Source organism: Streptomyces herbicida (genome assembly GCF_032656585.1).
GTDB lineage: Bacteria > Actinomycetota > Actinomycetes > Streptomycetales > Streptomycetaceae > Streptomyces > Streptomyces herbicida.
On record NZ_JAUYWJ010000019.1, the window covers coordinates 187,049 to 201,409 of the forward strand.

Here is a 14,361-nt window from a genome sequence, read left to right on the forward strand (position 1 = left end):
CACCCGCGTCACAGATCCTGCACGACGCTCGTGCGGGCCTCGGCCACCGCGCGCCGGTGCTGGGTCACGGTCAGCGTCACCGGCACCGACGGACGCCCCTCGGTGTCCCGCTCCAGCGGCCCGGGCACCGCCACACAGCGCAGCGGCAGCCCCGCCTGTGCGTACCCGCGGAAGTGCACGTCCCAGTCGGCCACCACGGCCCGGCCGGGGTCGACGCCGCTGGCCCGGCCCGCGGTGAGGACCGAGGTCTGGCGCAGCGCCTCCAGGAGCAGCAGGCCGGAGACCTGGCCGTCCGCGGACGGGGCGAGTGCAGGGTTGTCACCGCGGGTCAGGATCCACGTCGTCAACCGGCCGTGCGCCGACATGCTCGGCTCGCACACCACCACGTTGCCGGGGGCGCGGCGGCCGATCTCGGCCGGGTCGACGGGCCAGCCCGCGCCGTCCGGTACGTCGTCCAGCTCGGGGGCGGCACGCAGCGCGCGGCGGCTGTGGTCGATGTGGTTGCGGTGCAGCGTCGGCATGAGGAAGACCAGCCCCGCCCTGCCGGTGCAGCACGGGACGTCGTCGATGCGCACGTCGACGGAGAACGTCAGCCCGCGCGGCACCCCGCCGATCACATGGTCGGGCCGAGCGGTCAGCTGCGTCGTCATCCGGGGCGGCTCCGTGTCGCCGGCGCGCCAGGCCCGCAGATCGGTCAGGGAGAGCGCGAACCGGTAGAACAGGCCGGGCCGTTCGCGCGGCACACCGAAGTACCGGTGCCCCACGAACTCGCCGACCTCGCGCACCTCCTCCGTGACGGACTGCGCGTCGTGGAAGTGGCCGGGACCGTCGTTGAACAGCGGGTGCCCGGTGGGCACCGAGCCGGCCAGGACGAAGTTCTCCTCGCCGCTGCTGGGCGCGTCGAGAAGGTAGTGCTCCCAGGACGTCGGGCAGTGGATCAGATGGCGGGTCGCGTACTTGAGCCCCTGGACGGCGGTGCTCGTCGTGTCGACAGTCATGGTCTCTCCTCGGCGCGTTGGGAGCGCTCCCGGCTCACAGAGCTTGGGGAGGGCCCGACCTGCGGCGCGCACTGTCCCCGTGGCCGCCACGCGGACGGCCCAGGCACACCAGGGTGCGGAGATCGAGGTGCCGGATGCCAGCCGGGGACGGTGGCAGCAAGTTGCACGGCAGTTAGTTGGGGTGTCGGGCCTGCCTGCGGGCAACCCCCGCTTTAGCCCCGCTCAGGCGGGCGGCGGCACGGTGGGCGTCATGGCGCGGTCGCACCCGACCACCCCCTGTCACAGCGTGCCCGTGCCGGTCGCCCGCCCCGCCCCCGGACGTCATCCCCCGTCGTCCCGGGCGGGGCCCGCGGTCAGTCCGACCCAGTGTGCGACCTGGGCGCGCGAGGTGATGCCGAGCTTCTTGAAGATGCGGCTGAGATGCGTCTCGACGGTCTTCGGGCTGAGCCGGAGCCGCGCCGCGATCTGCTGGTTCGTACACCCTTCGCTGACCAGGACGGCCACCTGCGCCTCGCGCCCGCTCAGCGCGTCGAGGGACGGCCCGACACTGCTCACCTCGGCCATGTCGCTCAGGGCCGCGGGCGGCCGTTCGTGCTCCCGGACCATCCGAACCTCCCGCAGCCGGGCGGCCGCCCGGCCCCGCCACACCCCGCCCAGGGGGCGCGCTGCCCGCACCGCCGTCTCCGCCGCGTCCAGGGCGCCAGCGGTGTCGTTCGCCGCCAGCCGCACCTGGGCCAGACACAGCGCCGCGTCCACGGCCAGCGGGACCCCGCCGGTACGGCGCGCCGACTCGGCCGCCCGCTCGGCCCACCGGCCGGCCGAGGCCAGATCCTCCGCCGCGAGCCGGGCCCGGGCGAGCCCGAGCTCCAGCCGGCCCGCCACATGTTCCTGCGCCGCGTCCCGGGCCCGGACCAACGCCTCCCCGAGCCGCCGCTCGGCCTCGTGCCTGCGCCCCGTGTAGAACAGCGCATCGGCCAGCCGGTACACCGCGTCGAGCCGCCGCAACAGCGCGTCCTCCCCGAGCCCGTCCAGCACCTGTGCCGCGGCGTCGGCGGCGTCGAGAGCGGCGCCGAAACGGCCTACGGCGGCGTAGGCGGCGGCGAGCAGACAGCGGGCGTAGACGATGTCGACGCCGGTCCAGGCCTTGGCTCCGGCGCCCGCCTCGGCCTCGGGACCCGCTTCGGCTCCGGCCTCGGTTCGAGTGCAGGCGCCGGCTTCGGCTCCGGCCTGGGCCTCGGATTCGGCCCTGGCCTTGGCCCCGGCTACGCCCTCCGCCCGGGCTTCGACCTCGGCTCCTGCCTCGTCCCTGGTCTCGACCTCGGCCCTGGATCTGGCCTCGGTTCGAGTGCCGGCGCAGGCTCGGGCCCCGGCTCCGACGTCGGCTCTTGCATCGGCCCCGGTCTCGAACTCGGCCCTGCCTCTGGCCCGGGCTCCTGCCCAGGCCCCAACTTCGGCTCCGGCATGGTCTCCTGCCCGGGGCGTGGGCTCAACCTCGGCCTCGGGTCCGACCTTGGCTCCCGCCTCGGCTTCGGATCCCGCCTCGACGCCGGACCTGTCCTCGACCTCGGCTCGGGCTTCGGTCCCGGCTCCCGGCTCGGCTCCGGCTTCGACTCCGAGCGTGGCCTTGGCCCCGCCTCCGGCCCTGGCCTCGACCTCGGCTCGCGTCCCGGTCCCAGCATTGGCTCCCGCCTCGCCCCCTTCCCCGACCGCGGCCCCGAATTCGGCTTCGTGCAGGGCCTTGTGGGCCCATTGCTGTGCCGTGCGCCCCAGGACCGGTTCCCCCCGGTCCAGGGCCAGCGCGGCGCATTCCAGGGCCGATGCCGTGGCCGTCAGGGTGCGCAGGGCCGGGGCCGACCGCTCCAGGCATTGTTCGGCCTGGTCCCAACGGCCCAGCAGGCGTAACGCCGTTGCGCGTACCGGGGCATCCCGAGCGGTCCATGGCATGGTCGCGTACACCCGCAGTGCGGACTCCGGCAGGCCGGCCAGTACCAGGGCCCGGGCACGCAGGAGCTTCCCCTCGTTGTCGTCGGGCGGCAGCAGTCGTAGCAGCGACGCGGCCGCCGCGGCCTCGCGGTGCAAGCCGCTCGCCGCGAAGCTCAGCAGCTCGGCGCCGGCCCGCGCCGTGGTGTCCAGGGCCTCGTCGATACGCATCCGGGCCTCAGCCTCCCCCTTGGTCACCGTGACCATCTCCCACCCGCCCCCCGGACTCCAAGAGCGGTCCCATGTCCGGTAGTTGCACGACAGGAAGTCCCTGAGGTGTCGGGTGAATCCCGGACTACTGACACTGTCCGAACGGGGTCAGGCTCGGACCATGGCTGTCGAATCGGAACCCGCCACCCGCCCGGTGACGGCACCCCGCGCGCCCGGCGCGAGCCGTGGACTGCGGGCGGGGTACGCCTCCGGGGCCTTGGTCACCGGTGCGTTCAGCACGCTGCCGGGCCTCCTGCTGCTGCCGTATCTCACCGACACGCTCGGCGTCGGCGCGGCGCTCGCCGGAACCGTGATCCTCGTCCCCAAGGTGTGGAACGCCCTGCTCGGGCCGCTCGTGGGTCACGCCGGTGACCGTCGGCCGCGCCGCCGCGTCCATCTGCTGGGCGGGGGCGTCGGCGTGGCCGTCGCGTTCGCGCTGACGTTCTCGGCACCGGGACCCGCCTCCGCCGGGGCATGGTGGGCCGCGGTGGGCTTCTTCCTCGCCGCCACCGCATACGCCTTCTTCCAGGTCCCCTACTCCGCCCTGCCGGCCGAAGTGACCGACCGGCCCGCCGACCGGCTCGCCCTGGTGGCCGGCCGAGTCGCCGTGATCGCCGTCTCCGCGCTGCTCATCGGCGCCGCCGGACCCGCGCTGGCCGAAGCGGGCGGCGGGGGAGTACCGGGGCACCGACTGGTAGGGCTGTTCGGCGCGGTGTGCGTGCTGGTGGGCACGGCGGGAGTGCTGATCGGCATCAAGGGCGCTCCCCGGGGTGCCGCGAGACCCGCAGGGCCCGGTCTGCGCCGCCAACTCGCCCTCGCACGAGGGGTACCGGCGTTCCCCGCGCTGCTCGTCGGGGTCGTCGTCCAGTCCGTCGCGACCGGTGGACTGACCGCCGGCGCGCCCTACTTCAGCGAGCACATCCTCGGCGACAGGGCCGCCACGGGACTGCTCGTCGCCGCGTTCGTCGCACCGAACCTGCTCACCGTGCGTGCCTGGACCCGGCTCGGGGCCCGTGTCGGCCACCGGGCGGGCTACCGCTGGGCGTGCGCCGTCTTCGCCGTGGGCTGCCTGCTGCTGTTCGCGGCCCCCGCCCTGCCCCTGCCCCTCGTACTGCCGGTGATGGCCCTCGCCGGCGCCGGACACGCCGGGCAACTGCTCTTCCTCTACGCGATGTTGCAGGACTGCATCGCGGGTGAGGGACTGCGCGCGGCAGGTGTGTCGGCCGGCCTCTTCACGACCTGCGAGACCCTGGGACTGGCGGTCGGGCCCTTCCTCTACGGCCTGATTCTCGCGCTCTTCGGCTACGTCTCCTCAGGAACGGGCCACGCCGTCACTCAGTCGGCCACGGCGCACGAGGGCATCCTGGTCGGCATCGCGCTGACCCCGGCGGCAGCGGCACTCATCGCCGCCGCGGTACTCGGCCGGGGCGTGCGAGGCCGGGCCTGACGGCGGGGCCCCGCGACGAGTGGGGCGGCGTCACAGCAGCCGTGCCGGAGCGCCGTCCTCGTCCCGGTCAGCGGGAAGCGGCGCCATGTGGCCCTCCGTCGACCGGAGTTCGACCGTGCCGGGCGGGCCGGGCGTGACCGAGCCGACAGTCGTGGCCAGGCGCCCGTTGCGCCGGCCCCGTAGCGCGGTCAGTGCCGTGGCCTCCGCCGCTGGGTCGACCACCAGGCAGACACAGCCGGCGCCGGCCGCGTACAGCGGGTCGAGGCCCAGGACGTCGAAGGCCTCCCGGGCGCCGTAGGGCACCGGCAGCGCGGCCTCGTCGACCCGTACCGCGCACCCCGAGCGCCCCGCGAACTCCCGCAGCACCGCCGCGAGTCCGCCCTCGGCGACCATCCCGGCCGCCCGCAGCGCGCCCGGCGGCAGTGCCGTGTGGACCGCCTCGAGCAGTCCGCCGAGCGGAGCCACGTCACTGGGCACGTGGTACTCGAAGCCGAGCCCGGCGCGCAGCGACAGCACATGCACCGCATGGCTGCCCAGCGGCGCGGAGACGAGGATCCGGTCACCCGGGCGCAGCGCGCCGGGGTCCAGTGGCGGGTGCGTGAACACCCCGAACCCCGTTGCCGTGAGCGCGAGTCGGTCGACCTCACCGGCCCGTACGACCCGCGCGTCGACCGCCGCGACCCGTACCCCGGCCTCCCCCACCGCCTCCCGCACGGACTCCGCGGCACGGTGCAGCAGCGCGGTCGGCAGCCCCGCCTCCACGACGGCGGCAAGGGCCAGCCGGCGCGGTTCCGCACCGGCGACCACGAGCGCGTTGACGGCCGCGCACACCGCGAGCCGCCCGATGTCGCCGTTGCCGAAGAACGGCGGATCCACCACGGACGTCACGGTGCGCAGGGCGAGCGGCCCGGGCTCCGGGACGGGCTCGGGATCGTAGAGATCGCCCAGCGCCGAGACGAAGACACGGGTCGGTGACTTGGCACCCCGCTCGTCGCGCAGCGCCACCTGGCCCACGGGCAGGGGAACATCGTCCCGCAGCAAGGAAATCCCCCCTTTCCGGACCCGGGAACGCGGCGGCCTGTCCCACCACCAGTCTGCGTCAGTCTGCCCCCGCGTCACCGCCACGGTAGCCCGGGAAATCACGGACAACCCGCAGGCAGGGGTGGCGATTCAGGGGTGCTAAGGGGTCCGGCAAGGGGGACTGCCCGGGCGGTCGCCGTTCCTAGGGTCGAAGACCCGGAAGGCCCGGGCAGCAGGCGGATCTACGGAGCGGCCATGGTGGACGTCAGCACGCGGGTGAAGCGGCAGCAGGCCGCCGCCGACCGTCTCGACGAACGGCTCGGGGTGTTCGTGCGCCGCTTCGACAGCTCTCGTGCGGAACCGGCCGGCGCCGGCCCGCTGCGAGGCGTGACTCTCGGCGTCAAGGACGTCTTCGCCACCCGTGAGGCGGTCCCCACGGCCCACAGCAAGGTGCACGACACCGACTGGCACCGCGGCCGCGACGCCGAGGCCGTACGGCGCCTGCGGGACGCCGGAGCCGTACCGCTGGGCCTGACCACCGCCGCCGAGCACGCCCTGGGCCGCCCCGACCCGGCCCTGCCGTTCCCGGTGCCGCGCAACCCCTGGGACCCCGACCGCTACCCCGGCGGCTCCAGCAGCGGCAGCGCCGCCGGTCTCGTCCACGGCCTGTTCGACGTCGGCCTCGGCACCGACACCGGCGGCAGCATTCGCATCCCCGCCGCGCTGTGCGGCGTCACGGGCGTCAAGCCCACCCACGGCCTCGTCCCGACCACCGGCTGTCACCCCCTCGCGCCCAGCCTCGACACCGTCGGCACCCTGGCCCGCACCGTCCGCGAAGCGGCCCGCGCCCTCGGCGTCGCCGCCGCCTGGGACACCCCCGAGCCCGCCTGGCGCGCCGACCTGGACGGCATCCGCGTCGGCGTCCCCGACCGCGCCCTGGAGGAGTCCGGGCAGCTGTCCCCGGAGTGCCGCGAGGCCTTCGACACCGCCCTCGAGAGCCTCCGCGACCAGGGCGCGAAGGTCGTCAGCGTGGAACTGCCCGAGCTGTACCCGCTGTTCGCCGCCCAGCTCATCACCCTGCTCGCCGAGGGCTTCGACCGGCACGGCGCCGGGCTGCGCGGCCGCTGGGACCAGTACGGCCGGCCGTTCCGGCGCACCCTGGTGCTCGGCGGCCTGATCCCCGCCTCCGTGTACGTCCACGCGCAACGCGTGCGCACCTGGGGCGCGGCCGCGCTGCGCGGCCGCCTCGACGGACTCGAGGCCCTCGCCACCCCCACCTGGCCCACCGCCGCCCCCCGCTACGACGACCCCGCCGGCCTGGCCACCGTGTCCTGGCTGCCCAGCCTGTGGAGCGCCGTCGGGTTCCCGGCCGTGGCCCTGCCGATGGGCTTCGACACCGCCGGACTGCCGCTGTCCCTGCAACTGGCCGGCGGGCCCGGCACGGACCGCGCCCTGCTCGCCGTGGCCGACGCCTTCCAGCAGCACACCGACTGGCATCTGCGCGCCCCCGCCCCGCTCCCGGCGACCCCGCCCGCTCCCGTCGCCCTGCCGCAGGGCGCCCCTTCCGAGGCGGAGACCCGGCGGCAGCTGGGCGCGGCACTGCACCGGGCCAAAGTGCCCGTGCCCGAAGCCGAACTCGCCGAGTTCGCCGGGCAGTGGCAGCTCACCGAAATGCTCTTCGGATTCCTGCCGGAACTCCGCGACCCCGCACACGAGATGTACCAAGACGAGAACTGAGGTGCTCCTCATGACGACGCAGCAAAGCCCGGTGCAGACCACCGCGGAAAGTGACTGGATTCGCCGCTACCACCCCGCCGTCGCCGACGCACCCCGCCTGATCTGCTTTCCGCACGCGGGCGGCTCGGCGAGTTTCTATTTCCCCGTCGCCAAGGAGCTGACCCCTGGGATCGACGTCCTGGTCGTGCAATACCCGGGCCGTCAGGAACGCCGTAGGGAACCTTTGATCGACAACGTCCCGGAATTGGCCCGGCTCGCCTTCGAGGAACTGCGCCACCATGCCGACCGGCCGCTGTACCTCTTCGGCCACAGCATGGGCGCCACCGTCGCCTTCGAGATCGCCCGCCGCTTCCGGGACGCCGGACTCCCGGCCCCGGCCCGGCTGTTCGCCTCCGCCCGCCGCGCCCCCTCCCGCACCCGCGACGACCGCGTCCACACCCGCGACGACGAGGGCGTTCTCAGGGAGCTGCGCAAGCTGAGCGGCACCGACGACCGGGTCCTGGGCAACGAGGAGATCATGCGGCTCGCGCTGCCCGCGATCCGCAACGACTACAAGGCCGTGGAGACCTATCGCGTCGACCGCGGGGTGACCGTCGACTGCCCCGTCACCGTCCTGATCGGCGACACCGACCCCAACACCACCCTCGACGAGGCCCACGCCTGGGCCGGGCACACCACCGCCGACTGCGAGGTGCAGTCGTTTCCCGGCGGCCATTTCTACCTCGCCGACCGGCAGCGCGAGGTCCTCGACGCCATCACCTCGCGGATCGCCGCCACCGCCACGGTCCGAGGATAGGGGTGACCCCGCCCCGTCTAGGGGTCCGCACCACGACCACCCGCATCTAGCGTGAAGTTCACCGCTGCCACGAATTTCTCTTTTTGTGGCCCGAGGACAGGAATAGGGAATCGCCGTGAGTCGAATAGCGTGGAAGACGCTGAGCAGCGGAGAGCGCGAAGGTCTCCTGCTGGCGGTCGACTTCGCCGCGGGAAGCCGCGCGCCGGCCCAATTCGCCGACCTCGCCCCGCTCCTCGAACCGCCGCTCACCCTCTGGGCGAGCCGGCCCCCGGGCCCCGACGACCAGGTCCCGCCCACCGGAAACGCCTACCTCGACTGGTGGCTGGGCGAGGTAAGAGCCTCCGGCGCCCCGGTGGACGCGGTGCTCGGCTACTGCGCCGGCGGCGTCTTCGCGGCGGCCCTCGCCGAACGCATCGCCGACTGGCAGCCCGCCCCCCGGCTCATCCTGCTCGACCCCGAACTCCCCGCGACGAGCGGCCTGTACGACGACTTCCACACCGCGGGCGACTCCCTCGCCGCGCTGCTCACCCCCGCCGAACTCGACGCGTTCCACGCCCGCGGCGAAGCCCTCGAGGCGCAGTACGGGGACGACCGGCTCCCGGTCGCCGGACGCGAACTGGCAGACACCTTCACGGCCGCCGTGGCCGCCGCGGCGGACCGCCTCGACCTGGACGAGGACATCCGCGACGAGCTCTCCGGCGCCTTCGTCTCCCTGGTCTCCTACCTCACCGCGGCCACCACCCTCAGCCCGCTGCCCGCCTGGTCCACCGCCACGGCGCTCACCACGACCGCGCCGGACCAGCCGGTCGGCCGCGAAGAGCGCATCGCCGTAGCCCACGACGACCTCCTGCGCTCCGCCGAGACCGCGCGGGCACTGCAGCGGCTGCTGGCCGAGACCCCCGTCCCCACGACCGGCAAGGCCGGGTGACCGATGGCGACGACGACCACCGCCGCCGCCGTTGCCGCGCCCGGCCGGCCTGCGACGGAGCCCACGGCCCCCGGCCACCCCACCCTGCTTCCCGACCTGTTCGCCGAGCAGGCTCGTCGTACCCCGGACGCCCTCGCCCTCGTCGACGGCGACACCACCGTCACCTATCGCGAACTCGCCGAGCGGTCCGCACAGCTGGCCCACCACCTGATCTCCCTCGGCCTCGGCCCGGAGGACATCGTCGCCGTCGGCATGCGGCGCGGCGCGGAGCTCGTCACCGCCTTCCTCGCCGTACTCAAGGCCGGCGCCGCCTATCTGCCGCTCGACCTGCAGAACCCGGCGCAGCGCCTCGCCCTCATGACCGAGGACGCCCGCCCGGCCGCCCTGCTCACCCACACGGGCAGCGCCGCCCCGGCCGGCCCCGCGGCCACCGTTCTCCTCGACGACGCCGCCACCCGCGCCGAGATCGCCGCCGCCCCCACCGCCGACCCACGGGACACCGACCGCGTCCGGCCGCTGCACCCCGACCACCCCGCCTACGTCATCTACACCTCCGGCTCCACGGGCCGCCCCAAGGGCGTCGTCGTCACCCACCGCCCGCTCGCCGCCTACCTCGACTACGCCCGCGGCACCTACCCGAGCGCCGCCCGCACCACCCTGCTGCACTCCTCCGTCGCCTTCGACATGACGGTCACCACCCTGTACGCGCCCCTCACCACCGGCGGCACCATCCGCATCGGCACGCTGGAGGAACCGGGCCCCAGCCCCGCCCTCCTCAAGGTCACGCCGTCGCACATGGCCCTGCTCGCCACGCTCCCGCCGGAGGCGGCCCCCACCGAACAACTCGTCGTCGGCGGCGAACTCCTGCTCTCCGAGACCGTCGAGGCCTTCCGTGCCCGCCACCCCCACGTCACCGTCCTCAACGAGTACGGCCCCACCGAGGCCACCGTCGGCTGCTGTGTGCACGCCGTCCGCCCCGGCGAACACCTCCCGCCCGGCGCCGTCGCCATCGGACACCCCACGTGGACCAGCGAACTGCGCGTCCTGGACGAGCAGTTGCGCCACACCGACAACGGCGAGCTGTACATCGCGGGCGGCCAGCTGGCCCGCGGCTATCTGCGCCGCCCCGCCCTCACCGCGGAGCGCTTCGTCGCCGACCCCTACGGCCCGCCCGGCACCCGCATGTACCGCACCGGCGACCGCGTGCGCCGCGCCCCCGACGGCACCCTCTCCTTCCTCGGCCGCCTCGACGGCCAGGTCAAGATCCGCGGCTACCGCGTCGAGCTCGGCGAGATCGAGTCGGCCCTGCTGCGCCACCCCGCCGTCTCCCGCACCGCCGTCACCGTCCACCGGACCGGCACCGGCGACACCCACCTCGTCGCCTACGTCGTCCCGGCCGACGCGATCGCACCCGCCGGCCCGTCGCCCGCGCCCGCCGGAGACGAGCTGAAGGCACACCTGGCCGACACCCTGCCCGACTACATGGTGCCCAGCGCCTTCCTCACCCTCGACACCCTGCCCCTGAACGCCAACGGCAAGCTGGAGGCGGACCGCCTCCCCGCCCCCGACTTCGCCGCCGTCACCACGTACCAGGCGCCCGAAACCCCCGAACAGGTCCTGCTGTGCGACCTGTTCGCCACGTTCTCCGGCGCCGCCAAGGCCGGACTCGACGACGACTTCTTCGCCCTGGGCGGCACCAGCCTGGGCGCCGCCCAGGTCGCCAACAAGGCCCGCAGGCAAGGCATCCGCATCGGCCTCCAGGACATCGCCGACCACCGCACGGTGCGCCGCCTGAGCGAGGCACTGGTCTCGCACTGACCCTCCCGACAAGCACCAGGAATTGGAGACACGATGGAGCTGCTGCAGCTCGCCGGCATGGGCTGGATCTCCCGGTCCCTCAGCGTGGCCGCCCGGCTGGGCATCGCCGACCACCTCGCCGACGGCCCCAAGTCCCCCGCCGAACTCGCCGAGTTGACCGACGCGAACCCGGACGGCGTGCTCTACCTGCTGCGCGTCCTGGGCATCGTCGGCGTGTTCCACGAGCGCGAGGACGGCACCTTCGAGCAGACCGAGACCTCGGAGCGGATGCGCGACGACCACCCGCAGTCCATGCGCTACTGGTGCGTGCTGGGCGGCGAGATGTACTACGACGTCTGGCGCGACCTGCTCACCACCGTCAAGACCGGAAAGCCCGCCTCCCGCTCCGAGTACGGCGAGTCCATCTACGCCTACATGGACAAGGACACCGACGCCGGCGAGGTCTACGACAAGGCCATGGCCGACATCACCCGCCCGGCGGCCGCAGAACTCGCCCGCGACTTCGACTTCTCCCGCATCTCCAAGGTCATCGACGTCGGCGGCGGCAGCGGTCACCTCCTCAAGGGCATCCTCGCCGCCCACCCCGACATCCACGGCACCGTCGCCGAGCGCGCCGACGTCGCCAAGCGCGGCGCCCAGCTCCTCGACGAGTCCGGCGACCAGGACCTGATCCGCCGCCTCTCCTTCGCCGAGGCCGACTTCTTCGAAGAGGTCCCGAGCGGCGCCGACGCCTACTTCCTCAAGAACGTCCTGCACAACTGGAGCCCCGACAGCAGCACCCGCATCCTCCAGACGGTCCAGCGCGCCATGGCGCGCACCGTAGAGGAGTCCGAGGGCCTCGCCGCCGAACCCGTCCTCTTCGTCATCGAGCCACTGCTCGGCCACGACAACGCCTCCGCGATCCGCTCGCTGTTCCAGATGGTGGTCTGCGAGGAGGGCACGCGCATCCGGTCCGAGGAGGACATGCGGGGGCAGGCCGAGGGCGCCGGCCTCGAGGTGCGGTCGATCCGCAATCTCTCCACCGAGCACAGCGTCGTCGAATGCGTGCTCGCGACCCGCGACTGACCCACCCCGCCGCCCGGCAACCCCCACCCGCCTCCAGAGAGGACCAACCCGCCATGTGGGACGACCAGTTCGAGGGCCTCGTCCGCCCCCACCTCGGCTTCCTCCCCGAGGACGCCCCCTTCACCCAGGACCTCGACCTGCGCGACGCGGGCCTCGACTCGCTCGGCATCGTCGACCTGCTGATCGAGATCGAGAACACCTACGAGGTCAAGTTCACCGACGACGCGCTGTCCATGGAGACGTTCAGCACCCCGGGCGCGCTCTGGCGAACGCTGTCCGGCCTGCGCGCCGCAGCCGTGAGCTGACCTCTCAGCACCTTCCAGCCTCCCTCCCGCTCCTCTCCTACAGGTGGACGACCGCATGTCGAATGAGTCGAACGAACAGAAGCTCCTCGACTACCTCAAGAGGGCCACGACCGAACTGCGCGACACCCGCAGGCGGTTGCGCGAGGAGGAGGAGAAGCAGTACGAGCCGATCGCGATCGTCGGCATGGCCTGCCGCTACCCCGGCGGGGTGACCTCGCCGGAGGACCTGTGGGGCCTGCTGGCCGCGGGCGGCGACGCCATCACCCCCTTCCCCACCGATCGCGGCTGGGACGTGGCGGGCCTGTACGACCCGGACCCGGACGCCCCCGGCAAGACCTACTCCGTCGAGGGCGGCTTCCTGGAGAGGGCTGCCGACTTCGACGCGGACTTCTTCGGCATCAGCCCGCGCGAGGCCATGGCCACGGACCCGCAGCAGCGGGTGCTGCTGGAGACGTCGTGGGAGGCGTTCGAGCGGGCGGGCATCGACCCGGTGTCCCTGCGCGGCAGCGCCACGGGCGTCTTCGCAGGCGTCATGTACCACGACTACGGCGCCCACCTGCAGAACGTTCCCCAGGACATCTCCGCCTTCCTCGGCAACGGCAGCGCGGCGAGCGTCGTCTCGGGCCGGGTGTCGTATGCGCTGGGTCTTGAGGGTCCTGCGGTGACGGTGGACACGGCGTGCTCGTCGTCGCTGGTGGCGGTGCACCTTGCGGCGCAGGCGCTGCGGGGTGGTGAGTGCTCGCTGGCGTTGGCCGGTGGTGTGACGGTGATGTCGACTCCGGACACGTTCGTGGACTTCAGCCGGCAGCGGGGTCTTGCTGCGGACGGTCGGTGCAAGCCGTTCGCCGAGGCCGCCGATGGCACCGGCTGGGGTGAGGGTGTGGGTGTCCTGGTGCTGGAGCGGTTGTCGGACGCGCGCCGCAACGGGCACCGGGTGCTCGCTGTCGTACGGGGGTCGGCCGTCAACCAGGACGGCGCCAGCAGCCAGCTGACGGCACCCAACGGACCGTCCCAGCAGCGGGTCATCCGCCAGGCACTCGCCTCCGCCCGGCTCACCGCTCAGCAGATCGATGCGGTGGAGGCACATGGCACGGGGACCCGGCTCGGGGACCCGATCGAGGCGCAGGCGCTGCTGGCGACGTATGGGCAGGACCGTGCCCCGGATGCTCCGCTGTGGCTGGGCTCCGTGAAGTCCAACCTCGGCCACACGCAGGCGGCTGCGGGCGTGGCCGGGATCATCAAGATGGTCCTGGCGCTGCGCAATGAGCAGCTGCCGCAGACCTTGCACGTAGACGCGCCGTCCTCGCATGTGGACTGGTCGGCGGGCGCGGTGGAGCTGCTGACCGAGGCCCGGCCGTGGACCGCCGGGGAGCGAACCCGGCGTGCCGGTGTCTCGTCCTTCGGGATCAGTGGCACCAACGCGCATGTGATCGTCGAGGAGGCTCCGGCCGAGGAGCCGACGGCGGTGGTGGAGGCGGTGGCGCTGCCAGTGGTGCCGTGGATCGTCTCGGGCAAGACCGCCGAAGCCGTGCGCGGGCAGGCGGCGCGGCTGCTCGGGTTCGCCGTGACCAGGCCGGAGGTGGATCCGGCGGATGTGGGCTACTCGCTGGTGACACAGCGGTCTTCGTTCCCGTACCGGACGGCTGTGGCGAGCGGCGACCGGGAGGAGCTGCTCGCCGGCCTGGAGACCATCGCCGGTGGGAGTACCCCCTTGGCGAGCGGTGGGCGGGAGCCGTTGGCGTTTCTGTTCACGGGGCAGGGGAGTCAGCGGGCTGGGATGGGCCGGGAGCTGTATGAGGCGTTCCCGGTGTTCGCGGCCGCGCTGGACGAGGTGTGTGCGGCTCTGGACGTTCACCTCGAACGGCCGCTGAAGGACGTGATGTTCGGCGGGGCAAGCCTCGACGAGACGGGTTACACGCAGCCTGCTCTGTTCGCCTTGGAGGTTGCGCTGTTCCGGCTGCTGGAGGCGTGGGGTGTGCGGCCGGATGCGTTGGCCGGGCATTCGATCGGTGAGCTGGCCGCCGTGCATGTGGCCGGGCTGTGGTCGCTGGAGGACG

Annotated in this window: 11 protein-coding genes; 8 read left to right on the forward strand and 3 right to left on the reverse strand. The window is 73.5% G+C overall.

The window, feature by feature from the left end; translation table 11 throughout:
* Positions 1-8: 8 nt before the first annotated feature.
* Both Q8A52_RS34245 and Q8A52_RS34250 read right to left on the reverse strand, forming a co-directional pair.
* Positions 9-998, reverse strand: a complete 990-nt coding sequence (locus Q8A52_RS34245; protein WP_316758578.1) for an AfsA-related hotdog domain-containing protein — start codon at positions 996-998, stop codon at positions 9-11.
* Between the two features lie 321 nt (positions 999-1,319).
* Positions 1,320-3,149, reverse strand: a complete 1,830-nt coding sequence (locus Q8A52_RS34250; RefSeq protein ID WP_316758580.1) for a LuxR C-terminal-related transcriptional regulator — start codon at positions 3,147-3,149, stop codon at positions 1,320-1,322.
* 160 nt (positions 3,150-3,309) lie between these two features.
* Between Q8A52_RS34250 and Q8A52_RS34255 the strand changes: the two genes are divergently transcribed.
* Entirely contained in the window at positions 3,310-4,635 is a 1,326-nt protein-coding gene (locus tag Q8A52_RS34255) for an MFS transporter (RefSeq protein WP_316758581.1), read from the forward strand.
* A gap of 30 nt (positions 4,636-4,665) precedes the next feature.
* Here Q8A52_RS34255 and Q8A52_RS34260 read toward each other — a convergent pair whose 3' ends face one another.
* On the reverse strand, positions 4,666-5,676 hold the full coding sequence (locus tag Q8A52_RS34260) for an AIR synthase-related protein (RefSeq protein ID WP_316758583.1): 1,011 nt from the start codon (positions 5,674-5,676) through the stop codon (positions 4,666-4,668).
* A 234-nt stretch (positions 5,677-5,910) separates the two neighbouring features.
* Between Q8A52_RS34260 and Q8A52_RS34265 the strand changes: the two genes are divergently transcribed.
* The 7 genes from Q8A52_RS34265 to Q8A52_RS34295 all read left to right on the forward strand — a co-directional run.
* Positions 5,911-7,392, forward strand: a complete 1,482-nt coding sequence (locus tag Q8A52_RS34265; RefSeq protein ID WP_316758584.1) for an amidase — start codon at positions 5,911-5,913, stop codon at positions 7,390-7,392.
* 10 nt (positions 7,393-7,402) lie between these two features.
* A complete protein-coding gene (locus Q8A52_RS34270) occupies positions 7,403-8,188 on the forward strand; it encodes a thioesterase II family protein (RefSeq protein WP_316758586.1) in 786 nt (261 codons plus the stop codon).
* Positions 8,189-8,303: 115 nt separating this feature from the next.
* On the forward strand, positions 8,304-9,116 hold the full coding sequence (locus Q8A52_RS34275; RefSeq protein ID WP_316758588.1) for an alpha/beta hydrolase family protein: 813 nt from the start codon (positions 8,304-8,306) through the stop codon (positions 9,114-9,116).
* A gap of 3 nt (positions 9,117-9,119) precedes the next feature.
* The gene (locus tag Q8A52_RS34280; protein WP_316758591.1) at positions 9,120-10,934 is read left to right on the forward strand and encodes a non-ribosomal peptide synthetase; all 1,815 of its coding nucleotides are present in this window, start codon (positions 9,120-9,122) and stop codon (positions 10,932-10,934) included.
* A 33-nt stretch (positions 10,935-10,967) separates the two neighbouring features.
* Positions 10,968-11,999, forward strand: a complete 1,032-nt coding sequence (locus Q8A52_RS34285) for a methyltransferase (protein WP_316758592.1) — start codon at positions 10,968-10,970, stop codon at positions 11,997-11,999.
* Between the two features lie 53 nt (positions 12,000-12,052).
* Entirely contained in the window at positions 12,053-12,304 is a 252-nt protein-coding gene (locus tag Q8A52_RS34290) for a phosphopantetheine-binding protein (protein WP_263213650.1), read from the forward strand.
* 55 nt (positions 12,305-12,359) lie between these two features.
* Positions 12,360-14,361 (forward strand): type I polyketide synthase (locus Q8A52_RS34295; RefSeq protein WP_316758596.1); only part of this gene is annotated, 2,002 nt, incomplete at its 3' end.